The organism is Rhizobium sp. LEGMi-198b (genome assembly GCF_054114205.1).
This window is the reverse complement of the sequence record NZ_JBSYVH010000001.1, coordinates 965,126-987,171: the sequence shown is the minus strand read 5'-3', so window position 1 is coordinate 987,171 and position 22,046 is coordinate 965,126. Positions and strand designations below refer to the sequence as shown.

General features: G+C 59.4%; 23 protein-coding genes. 13 read left to right on the top strand and 10 right to left on the bottom strand.

What is annotated here, in order from left to right; all coding sequences use genetic code 11:
• The first annotated feature begins 67 nt into the window (after positions 1–67).
• The 5 genes from ACXHXG_RS04795 (at position 68) to ACXHXG_RS04775 (ending at position 5,042) form a co-directional block, all read left to right on the top strand.
• Entirely contained in the window at positions 68–1,132 is a 1,065-nt protein-coding gene (locus ACXHXG_RS04795; RefSeq protein ID WP_283048955.1) for an ABC transporter permease, read from the top strand.
• Positions 1,108–1,917, top strand: a complete 810-nt coding sequence (locus ACXHXG_RS04790; protein ID WP_199773513.1) for an ATP-binding cassette domain-containing protein — start codon at positions 1,108–1,110, stop codon at positions 1,915–1,917. Before ACXHXG_RS04795 ends, ACXHXG_RS04790 begins: the two co-directional genes overlap by 25 nt.
• On the top strand, positions 1,914–2,546 hold the full coding sequence (locus tag ACXHXG_RS04785) for a nucleoside triphosphate hydrolase (RefSeq protein WP_104821896.1): 633 nt from the start codon (positions 1,914–1,916) through the stop codon (positions 2,544–2,546). Before ACXHXG_RS04790 ends, ACXHXG_RS04785 begins: the two co-directional genes overlap by 4 nt.
• Positions 2,547–2,643: 97 nt before the next feature.
• A complete protein-coding gene (gene pyrC / locus ACXHXG_RS04780) occupies positions 2,644–3,684 on the top strand; it encodes a dihydroorotase (protein ID WP_457898605.1) in 1,041 nt (346 codons plus the stop codon).
• Between the two features lie 179 nt (positions 3,685–3,863).
• Positions 3,864–5,042, top strand: a complete 1,179-nt coding sequence (locus ACXHXG_RS04775) for a GGDEF domain-containing protein (RefSeq protein ID WP_457898604.1) — start codon at positions 3,864–3,866, stop codon at positions 5,040–5,042.
• A 7-nt stretch (positions 5,043–5,049) separates the two neighbouring features.
• Here ACXHXG_RS04775 and ACXHXG_RS04770 read toward each other — a convergent pair whose 3' ends face one another.
• Entirely contained in the window at positions 5,050–5,529 is a 480-nt protein-coding gene (locus tag ACXHXG_RS04770) for an anthrone oxygenase family protein (protein WP_104821899.1), read from the bottom strand.
• A gap of 158 nt (positions 5,530–5,687) precedes the next feature.
• On the opposite strand from ACXHXG_RS04770, the gene ACXHXG_RS04765 reads away from it, so the two are divergent.
• From ACXHXG_RS04765 to ACXHXG_RS04755, 3 genes are all read left to right on the top strand, one after another.
• Positions 5,688–6,359, top strand: coding sequence for a TetR/AcrR family transcriptional regulator (locus ACXHXG_RS04765; protein ID WP_104821900.1), 672 nt, complete (start codon positions 5,688–5,690; stop codon positions 6,357–6,359).
• Between the two features lie 100 nt (positions 6,360–6,459).
• Positions 6,460–7,161 carry an orotate phosphoribosyltransferase gene (locus tag ACXHXG_RS04760; protein WP_104821901.1) on the top strand — a complete coding sequence of 234 codons (702 nt, stop codon included), beginning with the start codon at positions 6,460–6,462 and terminating at the stop codon, positions 7,159–7,161.
• A 75-nt stretch (positions 7,162–7,236) separates the two neighbouring features.
• Entirely contained in the window at positions 7,237–8,163 is a 927-nt protein-coding gene (locus ACXHXG_RS04755) for a carbohydrate kinase family protein (RefSeq protein WP_104821902.1), read from the top strand.
• Between the two features lie 122 nt (positions 8,164–8,285).
• Here the strand turns inward: ACXHXG_RS04755 and pgi are convergent, their stop codons facing one another.
• Both pgi and ACXHXG_RS04745 read right to left on the bottom strand, forming a co-directional pair.
• Entirely contained in the window at positions 8,286–9,911 is a 1,626-nt protein-coding gene (gene pgi / locus ACXHXG_RS04750) for a glucose-6-phosphate isomerase (RefSeq protein WP_457898603.1), read from the bottom strand.
• 188 nt (positions 9,912–10,099) lie between these two features.
• Complete coding sequence (locus ACXHXG_RS04745; RefSeq protein ID WP_457898602.1) at positions 10,100–11,797, bottom strand: long-chain fatty acid--CoA ligase; 1,698 nt, start codon at positions 11,795–11,797, stop codon at positions 10,100–10,102.
• A 359-nt stretch (positions 11,798–12,156) separates the two neighbouring features.
• On the opposite strand from ACXHXG_RS04745, the gene ACXHXG_RS04740 reads away from it, so the two are divergent.
• The gene (locus tag ACXHXG_RS04740) at positions 12,157–12,552 is read left to right on the top strand and encodes a PRC-barrel domain-containing protein (RefSeq protein ID WP_104821905.1); all 396 of its coding nucleotides are present in this window, start codon (positions 12,157–12,159) and stop codon (positions 12,550–12,552) included.
• A gap of 62 nt (positions 12,553–12,614) precedes the next feature.
• On the opposite strand, the gene ACXHXG_RS04735 is transcribed toward ACXHXG_RS04740, so the two are convergent.
• The 5 genes from ACXHXG_RS04735 to osmF all read right to left on the bottom strand — a co-directional run bounded on the left by ACXHXG_RS04735 (position 12,615) and on the right by osmF (position 16,961).
• A complete protein-coding gene (locus ACXHXG_RS04735) occupies positions 12,615–13,010 on the bottom strand; it encodes a VOC family protein (protein ID WP_457898601.1) in 396 nt (131 codons plus the stop codon).
• 61 nt (positions 13,011–13,071) lie between these two features.
• Complete coding sequence (locus ACXHXG_RS04730; RefSeq protein ID WP_104821907.1) at positions 13,072–13,821, bottom strand: ABC transporter permease; 750 nt, start codon at positions 13,819–13,821, stop codon at positions 13,072–13,074.
• Positions 13,818–14,765 (bottom strand): ABC transporter ATP-binding protein, encoded by a 948-nt coding sequence (locus tag ACXHXG_RS04725; protein WP_457898600.1) that lies wholly within the window; start codon positions 14,763–14,765, stop codon positions 13,818–13,820. The genes ACXHXG_RS04730 and ACXHXG_RS04725 overlap by 4 nt, the downstream gene beginning before the upstream one ends.
• Positions 14,762–15,928 carry an ABC transporter permease gene (locus tag ACXHXG_RS04720; RefSeq protein ID WP_457898599.1) on the bottom strand — a complete coding sequence of 389 codons (1,167 nt, stop codon included), beginning with the start codon at positions 15,926–15,928 and terminating at the stop codon, positions 14,762–14,764. The genes ACXHXG_RS04725 and ACXHXG_RS04720 overlap by 4 nt, the downstream gene beginning before the upstream one ends.
• Before the next feature lie 124 nt (positions 15,929–16,052).
• A complete protein-coding gene (gene osmF / locus ACXHXG_RS04715) occupies positions 16,053–16,961 on the bottom strand; it encodes a glycine betaine ABC transporter substrate-binding protein OsmF (protein ID WP_104821910.1) in 909 nt (302 codons plus the stop codon).
• Positions 16,962–17,414: 453 nt separating this feature from the next.
• Here osmF and ACXHXG_RS04710 point away from each other — a divergent pair, with 453 nt between their 5' ends.
• A complete protein-coding gene (locus ACXHXG_RS04710) occupies positions 17,415–18,635 on the top strand; it encodes a LysR family transcriptional regulator (protein WP_104824971.1) in 1,221 nt (406 codons plus the stop codon).
• Positions 18,636–18,904: 269 nt separating this feature from the next.
• Positions 18,905–19,135, top strand: a complete 231-nt coding sequence (locus tag ACXHXG_RS04705; RefSeq protein WP_158704415.1) for a hypothetical protein — start codon at positions 18,905–18,907, stop codon at positions 19,133–19,135.
• 84 nt (positions 19,136–19,219) lie between these two features.
• Here ACXHXG_RS04705 and ACXHXG_RS04700 read toward each other — a convergent pair whose 3' ends face one another.
• Positions 19,220–19,519, bottom strand: coding sequence for a putative quinol monooxygenase (locus ACXHXG_RS04700; RefSeq protein WP_104821912.1), 300 nt, complete (start codon positions 19,517–19,519; stop codon positions 19,220–19,222).
• A 212-nt stretch (positions 19,520–19,731) separates the two neighbouring features.
• Between ACXHXG_RS04700 and ACXHXG_RS04695 the strand changes: the two genes are divergently transcribed.
• Positions 19,732–20,085 carry a TM2 domain-containing protein gene (locus ACXHXG_RS04695; RefSeq protein ID WP_104821913.1) on the top strand — a complete coding sequence of 118 codons (354 nt, stop codon included), beginning with the start codon at positions 19,732–19,734 and terminating at the stop codon, positions 20,083–20,085.
• Between the two features lie 777 nt (positions 20,086–20,862).
• On the opposite strand, the gene ACXHXG_RS04690 is transcribed toward ACXHXG_RS04695, so the two are convergent.
• A complete protein-coding gene (locus tag ACXHXG_RS04690) occupies positions 20,863–21,735 on the bottom strand; it encodes a DUF2806 domain-containing protein (RefSeq protein WP_457898598.1) in 873 nt (290 codons plus the stop codon).
• Between ACXHXG_RS04690 and ACXHXG_RS04685 the strand changes: the two genes are divergently transcribed.
• Positions 21,734–22,000, top strand: coding sequence for a hypothetical protein (locus tag ACXHXG_RS04685; protein ID WP_457898597.1), 267 nt, complete (start codon positions 21,734–21,736; stop codon positions 21,998–22,000). The genes ACXHXG_RS04690 and ACXHXG_RS04685 overlap by 2 nt on opposite strands.
• Positions 22,001–22,046: the final 46 nt, after the last annotated feature.

Genomic DNA, 22,046 nt, shown 5'->3' with positions numbered 1-22,046 from the left:
TTGAGCTTCGGCCGGTTTCAACACCCGGCGGTTTCCGCGTAGTTCGGCGCGGTTGCGGAGGAAAACAATGACCGGAGCACAGGAATTCGAGCGTGTTCTCGACGGCAGCGACAAGAACGTTGCCTCGTTCGAGCACCAGGATGTCACTCTTCTCAAACGCACACAGCATTTCTTGCATTCGACGCCGGCCGCGGTGCCATTGATCGTATTGGTGGTGGCAATCATCGTCTTCGGCATTGCCATCGGCGGGCGCTTCTTCTCCGCCTACACGCTGACTCTCGTCCTGCAGCAGATCGCTATCGTCGGTATTCTCGGCGCGGCGCAGACGCTGGTCATCCTGACCGCCGGCATCGATCTGTCGATCGGCGTGATCATGGTCATTTCCGCTGTCATCATGGGCAACTGCGCCATAACCTATGGCATGCCGACGCCGATTGCCGTTCTTGCCGGCATGCTCGCGGGCGGCGTGTGCGGGTTGCTCAACGGTTTCCTTGTCGCCACCATGAAGCTGCCGCCGTTCATCGTGACGCTCGGCACTTGGAACATCGTCATGGCGACGAATTTCATCTATTCCGCCAATGAGACCATTCGCGACACCGATGTCGACGAACAAGCGCCGCTCCTGCATTTCTTCGCCATCAGCTTCCGCCTTGGCGGCGCGGTGCTGACGCTCGGCGTCATCGCCATGGTGCTCCTGGTAGTGGGCCTATGGTATGTGCTCAATCACACGGCTTGGGGCCGGCATGTCTATGCCGTCGGCGACGATCCGGAAGCGGCAAAATTGTCCGGTATCCAGACCAAGAAGGTGCTGCTTGCCGTCTATGGTGTTTCGGGACTGATCGCAGCGTTTGCCGCCTGGGTCTCGATCGGCCGCAACGGTTCGATCTCGCCATCCTCGGCCGTGACGGATTTCAATCTTCAGGCAATTACCGCAACCGTGATCGGCGGCATCTCGCTCTTCGGCGGCCGCGGTTCGATCCTCGGCACGCTGTTCGGCGCGATGATCGTCGGCGTGGTGTCCATGGGCCTCAACATGCTCGGAGCTGACCCGCAGTGGAAGGTTCTTCTGACTGGCGTGCTGATCATCGGCGCCGTCGCGATCGATCAATGGATCAGAAAGGTGTCGGCATGACCACGACTGGCGAACCCCTTCTCACAGCCCGCGGCCTCATCAAGCGTTATGGACGCGTGACCGCCCTCGACAATGCCGATTTCGACCTCTATCCCGGCGAAATCCTTGCAGTTATCGGCGATAACGGCGCCGGCAAATCCTCGCTGATCAAGGCGATTTCCGGCGCGACCACGCCCGATGAAGGCGAGATCAGGCTGGAGGGGAAACCCGTCCACTTCCGATCGCCGATGGAAGCGCGCGAGGCCGGCATCGAGACGGTGTACCAGAACCTGGCGCTGTCGCCGGCGCTCTCGATCGCGGACAATATGTTCCTCGGCCGCGAGATCCGGAAGCCCGGTATCCTTGGCTCCTGGTTCCGCATGCTGGACCGGCCGGCGATGGAAAAGCGCGCCCGCGACAAGCTCACCGAGCTCGGCCTGATGACGATCCAGAACATCAACCAGGCGGTGGAAACGCTCTCGGGCGGCCAGCGCCAGGGTGTGGCGGTGGCACGCGCCGCCGCCTTCGGTTCCAAGGTCGTCATCATGGACGAACCGACGGCCGCCCTTGGCGTCAAGGAAAGCCGCAAGGTGCTGGAGCTTATTCTGGACGTGCGTGCCCGCGGCTTGCCGATCGTGTTGATCTCGCACAATATGCCGCATGTCTTCGAGGTGGCGGATCGCATCCATATTCATCGCCTCGGGCGTCGTCTGACCGTGATCAACCCCAAGGAATATTCCATGTCGGATGCCGTTGCCTTCATGACCGGCGCCAAGGCGCCGCCGGCAGAGACAGTCGCCGCATGAGTTCCGTGCTTGAGGGAATCGCCGACGAGATCATCGGGCGCGCCGCTGGCGCAAAACGGTTTCTCGTCGCGATTGCCGGCCCGCCCGGCGCTGGCAAATCGACGCTGGCGGACAATGTGGCCAAGGCGCTCAAAGCCAAGGGTGAGAGCGCCGAGGTCCTGCCGATGGACGGCTTCCACATGGACAATGCCGTCCTGATCGAAAAGGGTCTGCTGAAGCGCAAGGGCGTGCCCGAAAGCTTCGACGTCCGCGCCTTTCTCGATATCGTCAAGGCGGTGCGCGCGGCCGATCAGGAGGTGCTGGTGCCGGTCTTTGATCGCTCGCGCGAGATCGCCATCGCGTCGGCCCGCATCGTCTCCCCCGATCACCGTTTCATCGTCATCGAGGGTAACTACCTGCTCTTCAGCCAGGGTAAATGGGCGGAGCTGGAAGGTATGTTCGATTATTCGATCATGCTGGCGCCGCCGATCGAGGTCTTGGAGCAGCGGCTCTGGGAGCGTTGGAGGGGCTATGACCTCGACGACGAGGCCGCCGGTGCCAAGGTCTACGGCAACGACCTGCCGAACGGCCGGCTAATCCTCGAGAACCGCCGTCCGGCCGATTTTACCATCGATATCGTGCAGGGCTGAACTCCGCTGTCATTTACACGTCATCGCTGATTGTTTTGCGGTGGCTTATGGTGCTATCGAAAGCGCGACAAACTGAGACCATTCAGAGGTTCGCGCCATGCAAAAGCTCACCATCCGCCGCCCCGACGATTGGCATCTGCATCTGCGGGATGGCGCCGTGCTGGAAGGCGTGATCGGCGATACCTCGAGGCATTTCGCCCGCGCCATCATCATGCCAAACCTTGTGCCGCCGGTTGTCACCACGGCGGATGCGGCTGCCTATCGTGAGCGCATTCTGAAGGCATTGCCGGCAGGCGACCGCTTTCAGCCGCTGATGACGCTTTATCTCACTGAGCACACCGATCCCGACGATGTCGAGGAAGGCAAGAAAAGCGGCCTCATTACCGCCGTCAAACTTTATCCCGCCGGTGCGACGACCAACTCCCATGGTGGCGTGCGGAATATGGAAAAGGCCATGCCGGTGCTGGAGCGCATGGCCAAGATCGGCCTGCCGCTCTGCGTGCATGGCGAGGTGACGTCGCCGGATGTGGATATTTTCGACCGCGAGACGGTTTTCATCGAAACCGTGCTCGATCCCTTGCGTCAGCGCCTGCCGGAACTGAAAGTCACCATGGAGCATGTGACGACATCTGATGGCATCGACTACATCAAGTCGGCAAAGACCAATCTCGCCGGCTCGATCACCACGCATCACCTGATCATCAACCGCAACGCCATCCTCGTCGGCGGCATCCGGCCGCATTATTACTGCCTGCCGGTCGCCAAGCGCGAAAGCCACCGCCTGGCGCTGCGCGCGGCCGCCACGAGCGGCGACGCTAAATTCTTCCTCGGCACCGATTCCGCCCCGCATGTCGATCCGCTGAAGGAATGCGCCTGTGGCTGCGCCGGCATCTATACGTCGCTCAACACCATGAGCTGCCTGGCGCATGTCTTCGAACAAGAAGGCGCGCTCGACAAGCTCGAGGCCTTCGCTTCGCTGAACGGTCCCGCCTGGTATGGGCTCGCGGCGAACGAGGATCGCATTACCCTGATCCGCCGCGCGGAATCGGTGGCCTTTCCCGACAGGATCGAAACTGGAGCCGGCCCCATTACCGTCTTCGATCCGATGTTCCCCTTGCACTGGGATGTCGAGGGCTGAGAAAATAACTCTGCGCGCCGATGAAAATATTTTGTTCGAAAACTGCTTTCGTAATATCAAAGGCATATTTCATTGAAATACATGATCTTTATCGGATCCCGTAACCAATTTGATACCCCTTGAGGGGTAGCGTTATGCCGATCCCTAACGGTGTGGAATGAAACCGTCGAAGGAAGAGCATGGAGCTTGATTATAATTCTCTTCTGCTGGCCCTTGGCGTTTCCGCCTCCTGTCTTGCGGTGACGCTGGGTGGAAGCTGGTTTTCCCGTCGGCCGGAGACATTCCTGCTGACCTGTTCCGCCGGTCTTGTACCAATCGTCGTCGGGATTTTCACCTATGGTGCTTATGTCGACCAGCCGCGACCGACGCTCGCTATTATTACCTTCGTGCTGTTTTTCATCGGCTTTTCGGTCATCTTGGCGGCGGGATATCAGTTCCGCACACGCCGGTTTTCCAAGGCCCGCGCTCTATTGGGAAGCCTGACCGGTATTGCCGCTTCCGTGCCGGCCATGCTCGCCGGTTATGATGGCCTCGCTTTCATGGGCGACAATATCGTCGTCGCGGTGCTCCTCCTGCTGACGGCGCGCGAATATTGGCTAAGCCGTCAGGAGGCGCCGACGCCGCTCTACGGCATCACCGCGCTTTACACATTGACTGCTATTTCCTTCGCGCTGTGTGCGGGAGTCCTGATCTGGGACGGCAAACTCGTGCTCGGCCATGCGCCGGACAATTGGGCCGAAGATGTCAGCCTTGCCATCTGCATTGCCGGCATGACCGGCATCGGCGCCCTGTCGCTGGCGCTACACCAATGGCGTCAGGCGGCGCATCATCGTCAGCAGGCCATCACCGATCCGCTGACCGGCCTGCTCAACCGGCGGGCTCTGTTCGATCTCTATGGCCACCGCTCTTTCGGCCCTTCCATGGCGGTGATCGTCTTCGACATCGATCGCTTCAAGTCCGTCAACGATCAGTACGGCCATGCCACCGGCGACATAGTTCTCAAGCTTTTTGCCAAGGAATTGTCGGCCGGACTGCGGGCCTCCGACACGGTGGCCCGTCTTGGCGGCGAAGAATTCGCGCTTGTCCTCGACAATGCCTTGCCGGGCCGGGCCGAGCAGATCGCCGAACGGGTGCGCGATGCTTTTGCGGCCCGCGAGTTCACCGTGGACGGCAAGTCTTTCGCCTGCACGGTCAGCGCCGGCATTGCGCTCGGCACCCCCGAGGGCATGGGTTTCGACAGTGTCCTCAGTACCGCCGACAAGGCGCTTTATGCCGCCAAGCGTAATGGCCGCAACCGCGTCGAGGTTACGGCCTATCTGCACGCCGTCTCGCCGGACGTTTCCCGCACCGCGTCGTGATGATCGGCTAAAAGAGCGCCCGGACGAAGGCGCAGGAAGCAAGCAGCGACGCCACGGTGCGCACATGGTTCCATCTCGTCCAATCGGTGAGATAGGTGCTCCATAGCTGAGCTGCTTCCGCCGTACGGCCATCGAGCTTATCCAAAGCGTCATTCAAAGGAACGTTGAATACCATGGTCGAAAGAAGGCTGGCGACGAGGTAGAGCGCCGCGCCAGCAATCATCAGGATGCTGACGCCGCCCCGCCAATACACGATGGCCAGGACCGCTATGAACACCGAGAGCGCCGCCGTCAACAGGAACAGTACGATAAAGGGTGAACGCACAATCGTCGTATTGATCGATTGCATGGCGGCGACGCCCTGATCGACGGTAAGACGGGCAAAGGCCTGCATAATGAACGTCGAGAAGGCAAAGTAGACGCCGGCGAGAAGACCGCTGCCGAGCGCGGCAGTAATGAGAGCGATATTCGTGATCGGATAGGTCATGACGGGACACTCCAGATGCCGGGTGCGGCGGTTTCACGGGCATAATCGGAAAATCCCTATCGGGCCTTTTCCCACTCGAAATGTGATAAATTCTCTCATTTGCGAAATGTGATAAACTCTCTTATATCGTCTGTCAAGAATGTTGGACGAGTCGTGACATGAAGCAGGAACCGGTTGTTAAGCGCAGGCGCAGCAAGGAGGAGGCGGGGACGCCGCGCCGAATCCCCAGCCAGCAGCGCGGCCGCGAGCGTGTCGAGCGGATATTGTCCGTTGCCATGGAGCTGATCGAAAAGAACGGCAGCGACGCGTTGCGTATGGGCGAGATCGTCGAAAAGGCCGGCGTATCCTTCGGTTCGCTCTATCAATATTTTCCCGACAAGACCGCCATCATCCGCGTCCTAGCCGAACGCTTCAATGAACAGGGGCGGCAATGTGTGGAAAGCGAACTGGCTCGCGTGAAAAGCACCGCCGATCTTCAAGGCGCTCTTGGCAGCATCGTCGACGGTTACTATGCGATGTTCCGCGATGAGCCGGTGATGCGGGATATCTGGCATGCGACGCAGGCCGACAAGCTTCTGCAGGAGATCGATGCCGAGGATATGGAGTGGCATTCCCAGGCTTTTCTGGCTGTTCTCCATCGTCTCTGGCCTGCGCGCGATTCCGCGGAGCTGGCTCGGGTCGCTCGACTGACCATGCAACTGGTTGCAGCCGCCGTGCGCTACGCGATTTCGATCGGGAAAGAGGAGGGCGATAGGGCGATCGCCCTGTTCAAGGCAATGCTGCCCGCCGATATCGGCGCCGTTTCGGAGAGACCGAACTCGATGAAATAGCAGCCTCGGGAGGGGGGCATAAAACCCGCGATCCGTCTGGAAACCTCGGCCACTTGCTGCTATTGCCGCAGGAATGTCTTAAATAGCGAAGGAGGCCCGCATGACCACCCAGATGACATTTTCCGATCGCGCCGTTATGGCCGAATTGGTGGCGAAGATGCTTTGGGAGATCAAGGCGGTGCATTTCAGCGCCGACAAACCATATAAGCTCGCTTCGGGCATGGCGAGTCCAGTCTATATCGATTGCCGCAAGCTGATTTCCTACCCGCGCATCCGCTCCACCGTGATGGATTTCGCCGCCAGCATCGTCATGCGCGATGCCGGTTTCGAGCAGTTCGATTGCGTCGCCGGCGGTGAAACAGCGGGCATTCCCTTCGCCGCCTTCCTCGCCGAACGCCTCGACTTGCCAATGATCTATGTCCGCAAGCAGCCGAAGGGCCATGGCCGCAATGCGCAGATCGAGGGCCATATGCCTGAGGGGGCGCGCGTGCTGGTCATCGAGGATCTGACGACGGCGGGCGGCAGCATGTTCACGTTCATCGACGCCATCCGCGCCGCCGGCGGCATCGTCGACCACGGCATGGCGCTGTTTTACTACGGCATTTTCCCGGAAGCCGAGGAGCGGTTTGCCAATCGCAAGGTTCGGCTTCACCATATCGCCACCTGGCGTGACGCGCTTGCCGTCGCCAAGGCGCAAAAGCTGTTCGACGACAAAACGCTCGAAGAAGTTGAAGCTTTTCTCGACGCTCCACTCGCCTGGTCCGGCCGCAACGGCGGTGTATCGGAACTGGCAACAAAGTGACGCTTTGCTTTTGCCGCAAAGTTATCTAATCGATTTACGGAACTAGACGACAGACGTGCGCTCGAGGAGGCCGGAATGATATTGTGCTGTGGCGAAGCTTTGATCGACATGCTGCCGCGAGATACGACGCTGGGTGAAAAGGCCTTTGCGCCCTATGCCGGCGGTGCGATCTTCAACACTGCGATTGCGCTTGGCCGCCTGGGCGTGCCGACCGGTTTCTTCACCGGCATTGCCGACGACATGATGGGCGATATCCTGCGCGAGACGCTCTCGGCGGCCAAGGTGGATTACAGCTATTGCGCCATCGCTCCCCGTCCGAGCACGATCGCTTTCGTCAAGCTCGTCAATGGTCAGGCGACCTATGCCTTCTACGACGAAGGTTCCGCCGGCCGCATGATCACCGAGGCCGATCTCCCGACCTTGGGGGACGACTGCGAAGCCCTGCATTTCGGCGCCATCAGCCTAATCCCCAACCCTTGCGGCGCGACCTATGAAGCGCTGATGAAGCGCGAGCACCAAAGCCGCGTCATTTCGCTCGATCCGAACATCCGGCCCGGTTTCATCAAGGACAAGGCCGCGCATATGGGCCGTATCAGCCGCATGGCCGCCATGTCCGATATCCTGAAATTCTCGGACGAGGACCTGGAATGGTTCGGCATCCCGGGAAACCATGACGAGCTTGCTGCTCACTGGCTGAACCAGGGCGCTAAGCTGATCGTCGTCACCAAGGGTGCCGAGGGCGCGACGGGGTACACGAAGTCGTTGAAGGTTACGGTCCCGAGCGAACGCGTCACCGTGGTCGATACCGTGGGGGCCGGCGATACGTTCGACGCCGGCATCCTGGCATCGCTGAAGATGAATGATCTGCTGACCAAAGCGCAGGTCGCTTCGCTGGATGAGAAGGCGCTGCGGGACGCGCTGGCGCTTGGTGCCAAGGCGGCTGCTGTTACAGTTTCCAGGGCAGGGGCAAATCCGCCTTGGGCGAGTGAGATTGGGCTGTAAGGGGTCCTATCCCGCCCCTGGCGGGCGGGATAACCATCGCGATTGCCGCGTAAGTCTATCACCAACAAAAAAGCCCCGCCTGACGCAGCAGACGGGGCCATCTTATTTTTGGTCGAAGAGAGTTACTTCGCTCGGCTTGCCAGCGCAGCCACCAGGCCCTGTGTCGACGAATCATGGCCGGCAGCGCTTTCCTTGCCTTCGATGACCGGCAGCAGGCCGGTTGCCAGCTCCTTGCCGAGCTCGACGCCCCACTGGTCGAAGGAGTTGATGCGGAACAGCACGCCTTCGACAAAAACGCGGTGTTCATAGAGAGCGATCAGGCGGCCGAGCGCATAAGGCGTCAGCTTGTCGTAGACAAAGGTGATCGACGGGCGGTTGCCGGTGAAGACGCGATGCGGCGCGATGAAATCGGCCTTCTTGTCGTCCATGCCCTTGGCGGTGAGCTGGGCCTTGGCTTCCGCGAAGGTGCGGCCTTTCATCAGGGCTTCCGACTGTGCCACGCAGTTTGCCATCAGCAACTGGTGCTGGTGACGCAGATCCGGTTCGAAGGCATTGGCGGCGATCATGAATTCGGCCGGGATGATGCTCGTGCCCTGGTGGATGAGCTGGTAGAAGGCATGCTGGCCGTTGGTGCCGGGCTCGCCCCAGACGACGGGGCCGGAATTGCCCTCGACTGGTGTGCCGTCGATGGTGACGCCCTTGCCGTTCGATTCCATGTCGAGCTGCTGCAGATAGGCCGGGAAGCGCGACAGGCGCTGGTCATAGGGCAGGATAGCGCGGGTCGTGTAACCCAGCACGTTGCGATGGTAGAAGCCGATCAGGCCGAGCAGCATCGGCAGGTTTTCCTTGAACGGCGCCTTGCGGAAATGGTTGTCCATCGCATGCGCGCCGTCGAGGAACTTGCCGAAATTCTCCGGACCGACGGCGATCATCAGCGGCAGGCCGATGGCTGACCAGATCGAGTAGCGACCGCCGACCCAATCCCAAAAGCCGAAGACGCGTCCGCTGTCGATGCCGAAGGCGGCAACCTTGTCGAGCGCGGTCGAAACGGCGGCGAAGTGATGCTGAACGGCTGCTTCGCCAAGCGCCTTGGCGATGAAATTGCGCGCCGTCTGGGCGTTCGTCATCGTCTCGATGGTGGTGAAGGTCTTGGACGCGATGATGAACAGCGTCGTTTCCGGCGAAACGAGCTTCAGGATGTCGGCGATATGGGCGCCGTCGATGTTGGAGACGAAATGCGCGCGCGGGCCGTCATGGAAGGGAGCTAGCGCCAAGGTCGCCATGACCGGACCGAGGTCGGAGCCGCCGATGCCGATATTGATGACGTCGGTGATCGCCTTGCCGGTCGCGCCCTTTAGCGTGCCAGAGCGGATGCCGTCGGCAAATTTGCCCATGGCCGCCAAGACGCCGTTGACGTCGGGCATCACATCCTTGCCGTCGACGAGAACAGGCGTGTTGGAGCGATTGCGCAGCGCGGTGTGCAGAACAGCTCGGTTTTCGGTGAAGTTGATGGCAACGCCCGAGAACATTTCGTCGCGCTTGGCTGCGATGCCGCCTTCGGTTGCGAGCTTCTCGAGAAGCGCGAAGATCTCGTCGTTCACCGCGGTCTTGGAATAGTCCATCAGCAGGTCGTCAAGCGAGGTGCTGAAGCGGGAGAAACGTTGGGCGTCGGCGGCGAAGGCGGCGCGGATATCGGTGGCCTTGGTGGCCGCTGCGGTGCTCTTCAGTTGTTCGACGAGGGCGTTCATGGAGGGGCTCCTTGCGGTTCGCGCCGCTGGCCGTCTGGCGAGGGCGGGGGCACTCTGAGTTAGTCGCGGAAACTATTCGCTTTGTGAGGGGTAAATCAAGTTCGCGCGCAGGTAAAAGCGAAAAAAGCCGCCCGCGGATGAAGGCGGGCGGCTTCCCGAATGGCAGGGAATAATGACATCGAATTATGTCAGTTGCGCAATTCCTTGCGCAAGATTTTGCCGACATTCGATTTCGGCAGTTCGCTGCGGAATTCGATGAAGCGCGGCCGCTTGTAATTGGTGAGGTTTGCGGTGCAATGCGCCTTGACGTCCGCTTCGGTCAACGCCTGGTCCTTCTTGACGATGAAAAGCTTGACGGCTTCGCCCGAATGTTCGTCCGGCACGCCAATGGCGGCGGCTTCGAGAATGCCGGGATGCATGGCGGCGACTTCTTCGATCTCGTTCGGATAGACGTTGAAGCCCGAAACCAGGATCATGTCCTTCTTGCGGTCGACGATCTTGGTGTAGCCGTGCTCGTTCATGAAGCCCATGTCGCCGCTGCGGAAGAAGCCGTCCGATGTCATCACGCGCGCGGTTTCGGCCGGCTGTTTCCAATAGCCCGCCATGACCTGCGGCCCGCGGATGCAGATCTCGCCGACCTCACCGAGCGGCAGCGATTTGCCGTTCTCGTCGCGAATGTCGAAATCGGTTCCTGTTATCGGCAGGCCGATCGTGCCGGTGAATTCCGGGCTGTCGAAACGATTGGCGCTTGCGACCGGCGAGGTCTCGGAAAGACCGTAGCCCTCGGTGATCCAGGCCCCCGTCATCTTCTGCCAGCGCTCGGCGACCGGCCGCTGCACCGCCATGCCGCCGGCGAGAGTCGCTGTGTTAGAGAGATCGAGCTTGGCAAATTCCGGATTGTTCATTAGCGCATTGAACAGCGTGTTCAGGCCTGGGAACATGTCGAACTTGTACTTACCCAGCTCCTTGATGAAAGCGGGTATGTCGCGCGGATTGGCGATCAGCACATTATGCCCACCGAGCGACATGCCCATCAGCGAATTCACCGTGAGTGCGAAGATGTGATAGAGCGGCAAGGCGCACACGAAGGTGAGCTGCTCGGGACGCGGCTTGTTGATGTAGGCGGATTGCAGCCAGAGCAGCAATTGCTGCTGGTTGGCGAGCAGGTTGGAATGCGTCAGGATCGCGCCCTTGGCAACGCCGGTCGTGCCACCGGTATATTGCAGGAAGGCGATGTCGCTTCTGGTGACCTCGGATGGCTTTAACGGCAGCCGCGCCCCTTCGGAGAGCACGCCCTTGAAGCTGCGATGGCCGGGAATGGACCATGCCGGTACCAGCTTCTTCACCTTGCGAACGATGAAGTTGACGATGTGGCCCTTGATGCCGAGCATGTCGCCAAGTGCGGTGACCACGACATGGCGCACATCCGTATGCGCCAGGACCTGCTCCACCGTATGGGCGAAGTTTTCAAGCACGAAGATCGCCCTGGCGCCGCAATCGCGAAGCTGGTATTCCAGTTCGCGCGGCGTGTAAAGCGGATTGACGTTGACGACGACAAGACCGGCACGAAGTATGCCGTAAACGGTGATCGGGTTTTGCAGCACGTTCGGCATCATGACGGCGACGCGGTCGCCCTTCTGAAGGCCGAGGCTTTGCAGCCATGCGGCGATCTTGCGCGTTTGCGTATCGAGATCGCGATAGGTGATCGATTTGCCCATGCTGGTGAAGGCGAGCTTGTCGCCATAGCGCGCGCAGCTTTCCTCCAGCAATTCAACGAGCGATGCATGCTCCAACGGCGGCAGTTCGGCCGGCACGATATCCGGGTAAGATGCGAGCCAAATCTTTTTGACCAGCGGTTTATCCGAAGGAGCGGAAACTGAATTCATGCGTACTTCCTCCTTGACGCATCATCACGCCCCGCCTTCGGCGAGCCGCGGCTTTGTAGCGTGGCACTGCTTGGTGGAAAAGTCTCCCGCTTTTCGCACCGCTGCCGCTTTTGCCCTCACCTAAAGACGTAGGGCGACTATGAAAGCTATACTGACTTTGACGTAAACGTCAATAATACCTGAGCGTTAACTATTTTTTAATAAGTTTGAAAAAAGTACTGGAACTTTTGTGACAACAGCGCGTTAATGCGCGGTGAGCGAGGGCCTCACCGAACGCATCGTGCTGCCCGCACGGTACTCCGGGGCGGATCGGATGCTCAAGAGTTTTATGTGAAGCGTATCCAAGAGGAGGTGCGCACATGCATAAAGAGAGTGCCGAGACGATTAGCCGCGAACTCTATGTCAAGGACATGTCGATGCTGGTCGCATGCGACCGGGTCGAGGGGTCCAAGGTCTTCGGGTCCGATGGCAAGCAGATCGGTCATATCGAGCGCCTGATGCTGGAAAAAAGCGATGGACGTATCGCTTTCATCATTCTGAGCTTCGGCGGCTTTTTCGGCATCGGCCAGGATCACTACCGGCTGCCGTGGGAAAAGCTACGCTATGATGCTCGCATCGATGGCTATCGTATCAATATGACCAAGAATGACATCGAAAAAGCCCGCCGTTTCGCCAGCAAGGACGACATCGTCGCCCACAAGGATAATGGCCATAAGAGCCATGACTATTTCGGCGTGCCACCCTACTGGATGTAGGCACACATAAAGGAAAGCCAGAAACTGGCCCCGTTTTCACGGGGCTTTGGTTTATGCGGCTTTTACTGAAACCGCCCGTTTCTCTGCATGACTTCGATCCTGTAGCCATCGGGATCGCTGACGAAGAAGAAGAGGGCGAAAAGTCTTCCATCGCGATTGAGCTCAACGATCTTGCCGGGATTGAGGCCAAGCTCGGTGAAGCGCGCGTGCTCGTCCCGGAGTTCATCGACTGAAACGGCAAGGTGGCCATAGCCTTCGCCGAGCGCATAGGGTTCGCTACGGCCCTGGTTAATGGTCAATTCCAATTCGAAACCGGTCTCGGCATTGCTGAGATAGATCAGTGTAAAGGTCGGAAAGGTGACGCGGTCGGCCACCGCGAGCCCGAAAGCCTTGCCGTAGAAATCGACCGCGCGCGCTTCATCGAGCACTCGGATCATCGAATGGATCATTTTCGCCATGTGCGCCTCCCTGTCGTTAAAGGCGGGGCCAAGATCATGCTCCGGAGCCGCCAAGGCTAAATCAGTGCGGCTGCAAGCCGATTTTGCGCGTGACGGCGGTTTCGATCAATTCCATGCCGTCATAGATCAGCACCGCCATCAAGCCGACGATCAAGCCGCCCTGCAGGATGAAGGCGGTGTTGTCGTTGATCAGGCCGGCGATGATGACTTCTCCAAGCCCCTTCGCCGCAACGGTCGAGCCGATCGTCGCCGTGCCGATATTGATGACGGTGGCGATCTTCAGCCCTTCGATGATCAGCGGCAGAGCGAGCGGCAGCTCGACCCGAAACAGCCGCTGCCAGCCATTCATGCCCATGCCGTCGGCGGCGTCGAGCACGGAGGCGGGAACCTGCTGCAGGCCGGCGACAGTATTTTCGAAGATCGGCAGCAGCGCATAGAGGAAAAGCGCGATCAGCGTCGGCACCGCGCCGAAACCGGTGGTGGAGATGGCGAGCGCCAGCACCGCGACCGGAGGAAAGGTCTGGCCGGCATTGGCGATCGCCCGCGATAGCGGCAGGAAATCGGCGCCGCTCTTGCGGGTGACGAAGATGCCACCGAGCACGGCGAGAATGCCGCTGGCGGCGATCGAGACGAGGATCAGCTCCATATGGCTGATCGCGAGACCGACCAGGCTGTTCTGCGTATAGATCGGCGATGCTCCGAATTTGGTGAGCGGCGCCAGGATCGGCATCAGCCACTCCGGCCGGAATAGCAGCACCAGCAGCAACGCCAGCGCCAGAAACCGGAAGATGTTGGCGGTCAGAAACTTCATGCTTTGCGGCCCAGCTCGATCAAATGCCGCATGGAGATCGAGCCGACCGGCACCTTGCTGTCGTCCTCCACGGCAGCCTCGTCAGCACCCTGCCAGATCATCTCTGCCAGCGCATCGCGCAGATTGAGCGTCTGCGGCAGGCTGTAGCCGAGGCCCGGTCGCAGCGGCTGCATGCTTTCCTTGAGTGGCAGCAGCGACATCAGCTTCAGCGCCCGGTCGGAGGTGCCGGTCAGTTGCTGCACGAAGGGATCGGCGGGCTCAGTGAGGATCTTCCCCGGTTCCGAACATTGCAGCAGCTTGCCTTCGCTCATCACCGCGATCTGGTCGCCGAGATGGAAGGCTTCGTCCATATCGTGGGTGACGAGCACGATGGTCGTGCCGAACTGTTTCTGGATGGCCAGAAGGTCGTCCTGGGCCTTGCCGCGGATGACGGGATCGAGTGCGCCGAAGGGCTCGTCCATCAGCAGGACTTCCGGTTCGGCCGCAAGCGCACGAGCAACACCGACGCGCTGTTGCTGCCCCCCGGAAAGCTGGCTCGGATATTTGGCCGCGAATGTGCCGGGATCGAGATGGAAGAGATTGAGCAGCTCCTCGACGCGCCGGTCGATGCGCGCCTTGTCCCAACCGAGCAGTTGCGGCACGGTCGCGATGTTCTGCGCCACCGTGCGATGCGGAAACAGGCCATGTCCCTGGATGGCATAGCCGATGCGGCGGCGAAGCTCGGTCGCCGGCACGCTCATGACATCCCGGCCGTCGACCAAAATCTGGCCGAGGGAGATCGGCACCAGCCGGTTGATCATCCGCACCAGCGTCGACTTGCCGGAGCCAGAGGTGCCGACAATGACGGTGATCGTGCCCTTTTCCATGCTCATGTTGACATTGTCGACCACGGTGGCGTTGCCATAGCGCTTGGTTACGTCCTTCAGCTCGATCATGGTGGTCATGCGTGTTGCCCTCGGATGCTGTCGATGACCGCATCGAGGATGACGGCCGATGAGAATGCGAGAAAGACCGTCGGCACGGCGCCGAGCAGCACCAGATCATTGGCCGTCTGGCCGATGCCCTGGAAAATGAAGAGACCGAAACCGCCGCCGCCGATCAGCGCCGCGACAGTGACGAGGCCGATCGCCTGCACCAGCACGATGCGGATGCCTGTCAGGATGACAGGAAAGGCGAGCGGTAGGTCGATGCCGGTCAGGATCTGCCGGCGTGTCAGCCCCATGCCGGCAGCGGCATCGCGCACGGACGGGTCGACGCCGGCAAGCCCGACGACGGTGTTGGCGACGATCGGCAGCAGCGAATAGATCACCAGCGCCACCAGCGCCGGCGCAGTGCCGATGCCTTGAACGCCGATCACGGCCGCGAAAGGGACATGGGCCGCGATATAGCCGAGCGGCAGCATCAGGATGCCGAACAGAGCGAGGCTAGGAATGGTCTGCACCAAGCTCAGGCCGCGCAGCACGACGGCGCGAAGCCTCGGCTGCCAGTAGCAGAAGATGCCGAGCGGCAGGGCGAGCACGATGGCGATGGCGACCGAGCCGAGCGAGAGGAACACATGGCCAAGCGCCTCGTTCCAGAATTTATCGGCATTGTTGGCGTATTCCTTCATGATCGACAGGTTGTCGAGTAGACCGGACCTGAGAATGATGCCGAGGATCGCACCATAGAGCGCGAGCGAGGCGACCCGAAGCCATGGCGTAAGCCGCAGCTTCACCAGCGCATCCGAGATCACCAGGCCAATGACGGCGAGCAGCACCCAGAAGGCACCGCCCGGCGTAATGCGCGCCACGGTGCTGCCGGCAGGCGTGGCCGCAGTCGAGACGAAGCCGAGCGTGACGATCAGAAGGGCAATGGCGAGCGTGGCGATGGCGAGGCGGACGAGCTGGTTGCGCAGGAAAAGGGCGGCAAGGGCGGTGGCGACGAGAAGGAGGAGAAGTGCCAGCGCGACGGGCTGGGCAAGGAGCTGCGTCAGCAATTGCGGCTTGCCGGCGGCGATGCGGTTTGCCTTGACGATGATGAACGGCATCGACGCCGCCGCGAGGCAGCCACCGGCCACCAGCACCACTCCGAGACGGTCCACCCTGCGGACCGCTAGCGCATCTTCCATCAAGCAAGCTCCGTCAGCGGATGCCAAAACCGGCGAGGCGGTTTTTGGATAAGATCATGCCTCATCAAATATCCATGCGGCCCCACCTTATCAAAGCGGAGCCGCAGGGGTGATAGGTAAAGTCTTACTTCAGGAAGCCGTTTTCCTTGAGGTAGGATTCGGCAACCGACTTGGCCGGCTCGCCGTCCACCTGGATGCGGCCGTTCAGCTTGCGCAGCACGTCGGCAGTCAGGCCCTTGAAGATCGGGGCCAGAACTTCCTCGATCTTCGGATTGGCCTTCAATACGGCTTCGCGGATGATCGGCGTCGGCGCATAGACCGGCTGCACGCTCTTGTCGTCTTCGAGAACCGTCAGTTCAGCCGCTTCGATGGCGCCGTCAGTGCCGTAGACCATGGCGGTGTTGACGCCGTTGGTCTGGTCGGCCGCAGCCTTGATCGTCGCTGCCGTGTCGCCGCCGGAGAGCACGACTTCCTGCTCTGGCTTGATCTGGAAGTTGTAGGTCGTCTGGAAGGCCGGCAGAGCCGCCGGCGAGTTGACGAACTCGGAAGACGCCGCAAGCTTGACCGGCCCGCCGCCGGCAACCCACTTGCCGAAATCGGACATGGTCTTGAGTTTGGCCGGGCCGGCGACGTCGTTGCGAACGCCGATCGCCCAGGTGTTGTTGGCGGGCGAGGGCGTCAGCCAGACGATCTTATTGGCATCGTAATCGAGCTTCTTCGCCAGATCATAACCCTGCTGCAGGTTCTTCCAGGCCGGATCGTCTGATTTGTTGAAGAAGAAGCCGGCATTGCCGGTATATTCGGCGTAAATGTCAATTTCGCCGGCCGTGATCGCCTTGCGCAAAACGGGCGTCGTGCCGAGCGCGATGCGGTCCTTCGCCTTGATGCCGTTGGCATTGAGCGCGGCGAAGATGATATTGCCGAGCAGCGTGCCTTCCGTGTCGATCTTTGAGGAGACCACGACGTCGGCAGCGCTGGCACCACTGGCGACGAAAGCCGTTAGCGCGGCGGCGAGTGCGAACTTCTTGAACATGATGTTTCCCTTTGTACCCCGTTGAACCGTTAGTCTGGCGTATCCGTTCGGTTCAAATCCGGTCCCCGGACACGCCACATATGACTGCGGGCCGAAGAACCCGCATGCGAAGTCCTGTCTGCGTCTGGGAGATAGCGCTCGCCACCGAAAAATCGATGACACGCCAGTCCGCCACCTGCAGTCGCCGCGCGATTATGACGAGGGTGACCGGCATAAGCGCGAAAATAGATTTCTTTTTTCGGGGGTAAGTGCGTTTGTTTTTGTTCCCCCTACCTGTTTCGCCGCCGTTCCGATCTCTTGGGTTTTGTTGGGTCAGTTAGGCGGTCATCGAACGATAGTCCTCGCTCTTTTGGTTTGGGATATCTTTTTTTGAGAACACATCATATCGTGCCGGCATAGTGGTTCGGCTGCATGCGAGGCAGGGTATGTGGCAGGCTCGAAAGGATGGCCGGTTTGTATCTCGGGGCATTGTTCATCGCCGACACGGTTTTCTCGATCGGCTCCGTCAGGGAGACGGCCCGCAGGCTCTCTTTTTCGGCCTCGACCGTGTCGAGCGCGCTTCGGCGACTGGAGACGGAACTGGCGATAAAGCTCGTCGAGCGAGCATCGGGCGAGCTCGCCACCCTGCTTGCCAGCTCGAAGGTGCAGAAGGGCCTGCAGCCGATCCTCTCCGCCATGCGGCAACTCTCGGTGCTGACGAAAGAACCTCCCGCACCACAGGACTATCCCCAATGGGCTGCGCGGCTACCGTTGAGGATCGCCACCATTGAACGTTTCCTGGAGGTCGCCGATCAGGGCAGCATCAATCGCGCCGCCCGCCGCCTGCGTCTCGGTCAGCCGCAGCTTTCGCTGCAGATCGCCAATCTGGAAGAATTGTTCGGTTGCCGCCTGTTTGAACGACAGGCGCAGGGTTCGGTGCTGACCGACGTCGGTCGCGAGGTCTATGCCATCCTTGCCGGTATCGCGGAGGCCTGGGACGAGATGAAGGCGGCGGCGGACGAGCGATTTCAGCGGGCGGCGCGGGCCGTGCGCATCGGGTCGATCATCCCGACCGGCTCGGAGAGCTGGGTGGCCCGCTCGCTTGCCAGCCTTGTGGCGCGCTGGAACATCAGCGGCAACCGCAACACGCTGTCCTTGATGCTGATGACCGCCGACGATTTGCGTGAGGCGCTGAGATCCGGTCGCATTGACGTCGCCATCGTCGATTCCGTCTTCGGTCTCGATGCCTTCGAGCATATGGAGCTGGTGGCAACCGACATGGTAGCGATCGCGCCGCCTGGCAGCACGGAACAGACGGTGACGGCGCTGGTCGAAAACCATCCGCTCTGCGTGCCGAGCTCGCGCACCGGCATCGGCAATGCGGCCACGGCCTTCGGCTACGACAGCGGCGACCGTCGCCGGTTTCGCGGCCGCGACATCACTTCGGCCGACTCGCTTCCCGTCATCGTCGACCTTGTCGCCAATCATGGCTATGTTTCGTTTCTCGGCCGCGTCAGCGCCGCGCCGATTGCCGACAAGGTGCGGATCGTCAATCCGGATCAGATTTTGCCGCTTTCCTATCACCTCGCCCACAATGGCCGCCGTGCTTCCGTCGATGCCTGCCGGCTGATCCAGGAGGCGGTGCGCGAGCTGGTGGGCGCAACGGAAGCTGCTCGAAGTCGCCCAGCATCTTAGGAGATTTTGGACTGACGGGACGCATCCTGACGTCCATACGGAACGGAGCTTAATCGCCAGGCCCGCGCGTACAGGCCGTATTTCTCCCATACCTCATAGCTTTAGCTTCCGGAACATGCATTCCCCTTGAGCGTTTAACTCCATACCCCGCTTGTGCGGGAATGATGTGATCCGGGCCGGCATAGGTATCGCCGGCCTTACGGATGCGTGTAAGGAGAAGAGAAATGAGGATCATCGCAACGGCGTTAGTAGCGCTGGGTATCCTCGCTTTGCCAGTAACCAATGCTGATGCTCATCGTCGGTACTATTACCACCATCATCGGCACTACGGTCCCAGCGTCGTGATCTCGCCGGGCTTCGGCTTCTATGTCGGCCCAAGCTACGGCTACCATCGCTACTACTATCGCGACCGCTACTGGCGCGGTGGGGATTATTGGGGCTACCGCCATGGGTACTATCGCCCTTACTGGCGTGACCGCTACTACGATCCCTGGTACTGAGCAGGCAACCAGCTAACCCAGGCAAGCGGGTTATAATAAACGGCGCCAAAAGGGCGCCGTTGGAGCGTTGTCGTAATGTGCGACTTAGACCGGGCTCAGCACATGCACGGCGCGCGCGGCCATAAGGTCCTTCACCTTCTCCCCATAAGCGGCCATATGCGCCGAAGCGGCATGTGCCTTAAGCGCCGCCATGCTTTCCCATTTTTCGACCACCACGAATGTATCGGGACCAAACGCCGGGTCCGCGCCTTCGACATCCACGACCGCGGTATATTCGATGCAGCCGTCTTCGGCATGCACGGCCGGGACATTCGCCTGGAAGGCTTCGAGCACGGCGGCACGCTTGCCGGGCTGCGCGGTGAGGATGGCGAGAACGTGGATCATGATGGTTCCTCTGAATGGATCGGATGATGGTGACGCAAAAGGATGGATGGCGCACATTGCGCGCCGGTTTCGACGAATATCACAAATAGACGACGATCGAATGCTTGACTTCACTTCGATGGAGTTGCAATTCTCTATCTAGGCGTGAGTTTTAATGCGCCGATCTATTATGGCGTGAGGGGGCTTGCGCCGGAAATCACTTGAGAGGGAAAATGGGGCTTTCCACGCAAGAGCAAATATTGGTCGAACAACGTGTGACCAATGAAGCAAAATCGGTGGGCGCAGCCTACTTGCTTTGGTTCTTTCTTGGCACTTTGGGCGCTCACCGGTTTTACCTCGGTAGAACCGGCAGCGGGGTAGTGCAGTTGCTTCTGTTCGTACTCGGTTGGCTTACGACATTCATTGTCATCGGCATCGCCCTCCTAGCTGCGCTGGGCATCTGGTGGATCGTCGATGCTTTCCTCATTTCCGCGATGATTGCCGAGCAAAAGCAGGAGATTCGGCAACGTCTGACGGACGAGGCGCTCTGGGCAAATCAGCAGGCGAGCAGGCAAAACGCGCCGTGATTTCAGCGCATGGCGAAAAGTCATAGTCGTGTAAGAAGATGCTTCGGCGGTGGCAGCGCCGAGATAGGATAGAAGGGTGTAGGGCGGCTTTGTAAGCCGCCCACCTTCGCATGTTCTTAATGCATCGATGAACTTCATCCTCGACGCACAATAACAGCGGCGTAAGAAGTGGTGTCTGCCTCTCGCAATCAAAGTGATTACATGACAATCGACAAACATTAGTGCTTCCCTATGTTCATAAAAACAGGAGGAAAGCCAATGTCAGCCGAATGGCCAATGTTCATTTTGCAGTCGATCGTGGTTTTTGGCTTGGTGGGCGCCCTGTTCATCAGGGCATAGCCGCCGAAACCATCCACCGCCTGAACCGCTGTTTCCGGCTTCCACAACAAGCAGCCCGACCGAACCGGCGGTCGAGCTGCTTGCACGATCCGATCAGGGGTCAAATCCAATCAGATGAGAGATCAGTAAGCTCATATTATTATGAGTCAACTACCAACTTTGGCGCCGCTTTTTTATCGTGGAGAGAGAATGTTCAAAGGCTATCGCGGTTTTTTTCGTGGCCGTGTCTGCCTTACTCGGGGGATAGGTGCCGCTGTCGTCTGCGACCGGAGCACAAGCCCCTAAAAATCTCGAACCAGCCTCCAGGGCCTCGGATGCGTGAAGCCAGCCTCTGTGGCGGCATATTGGTCACTTGAGTGATTGGAAGCCAGCAGCGCGGGGTATCCATTTTCTTCCTCGCACCCGTGAACGAAGTGAACCCTTGGGTTCCCGCTGTTATCATAGGTCCAGATATTTATCCTTTGCATCGATGGGTATGGAAACGCCTACGTTTTGACCCATAAAATAGTGTACCCCTGTCTCAAACGCTTCCAGCGAAGAAACCGGACCGGCAATCATGGCCAATTCAATGCCGGTAGTCGTCATTATCGCAACGCCCACCTCTAGGCGGTTATTCTCCTTACCCACAAAATGTAGGTCAACAGGGCATCCATAATAATCAGCGCGGAATGTTTGTGGGATTTTCAGTTTCCTAAACCCGGAGATGTTCTCAAAGACAATTAAGCCAATATCATCGAGATGCTGCAATTCTGAGAAAGACAAGGAAAATTTGTCATTCGAACGCCCGCCATCGGTTCGGAGAACAATTGGGACCAAACCACCTATGATCCATATGCTTCGACAGAACCTTGTGAATAGCTCAGCATCTTCCTTGTCCATCTGAGCGACGACTTCCACCGTCCTTCGGGAAAACGAGCCTGCCCTATTGGCTTCTCCTGCTAGTATCTTTGCCCAGACAGATTGCATCTCCTCATTCGAAACCAGCCGTGCCTTTTCGAAAAGATACCTGACAAAATCTTCGTCCAGCTCTTCCGGCTTTGCCTCTTCCGAGAGATGGGGAATGGCCTTCGCTGTTACAGATTCGATGTTCTCTTGGTTCTTCTCCTCCTCAAGAAGCATCCGTCTCGTGGCCCGTTCCCGGATTTCAGTAATCTCTAGGTCAGCTACAGCTAGAATCTTCTTCGCTTCTGCTTCGGCCTTAGCTGTTCTCGTGGTCTGCCAAGGTTTGAAAATCCCACCTACGGCATCAGAGACACGATTGACGAGAGCCTCACCTGTCTTGTCCATATTGACGACAAAGGGGAATCCCATGTGCTTATCCCTGCGTCTGAGCAAAGACCAAGAGCTGCCACCTGATTGGGAGCCCGTTTGGGTGCTGATGGTGATTCTGAGGTGGAAGGGGCTGATTCTTGTTCGCCGCGATCTCGTCACCGCAGTTCTTACAACGATAGATACCGGAGTTAGCTACCACCGTCCCCGGGGTATGTTCTTTATCAAATTCAGCGTGATTATTCTGATGCAGGTACTGACCATGTTTGTACTGAGCCATGATTCGCCCTTTCTTCCCGAATCTTGAGTTGTACAGAGATTCAGACAGATTCAACTCAAAGAGTCGAGGGCGT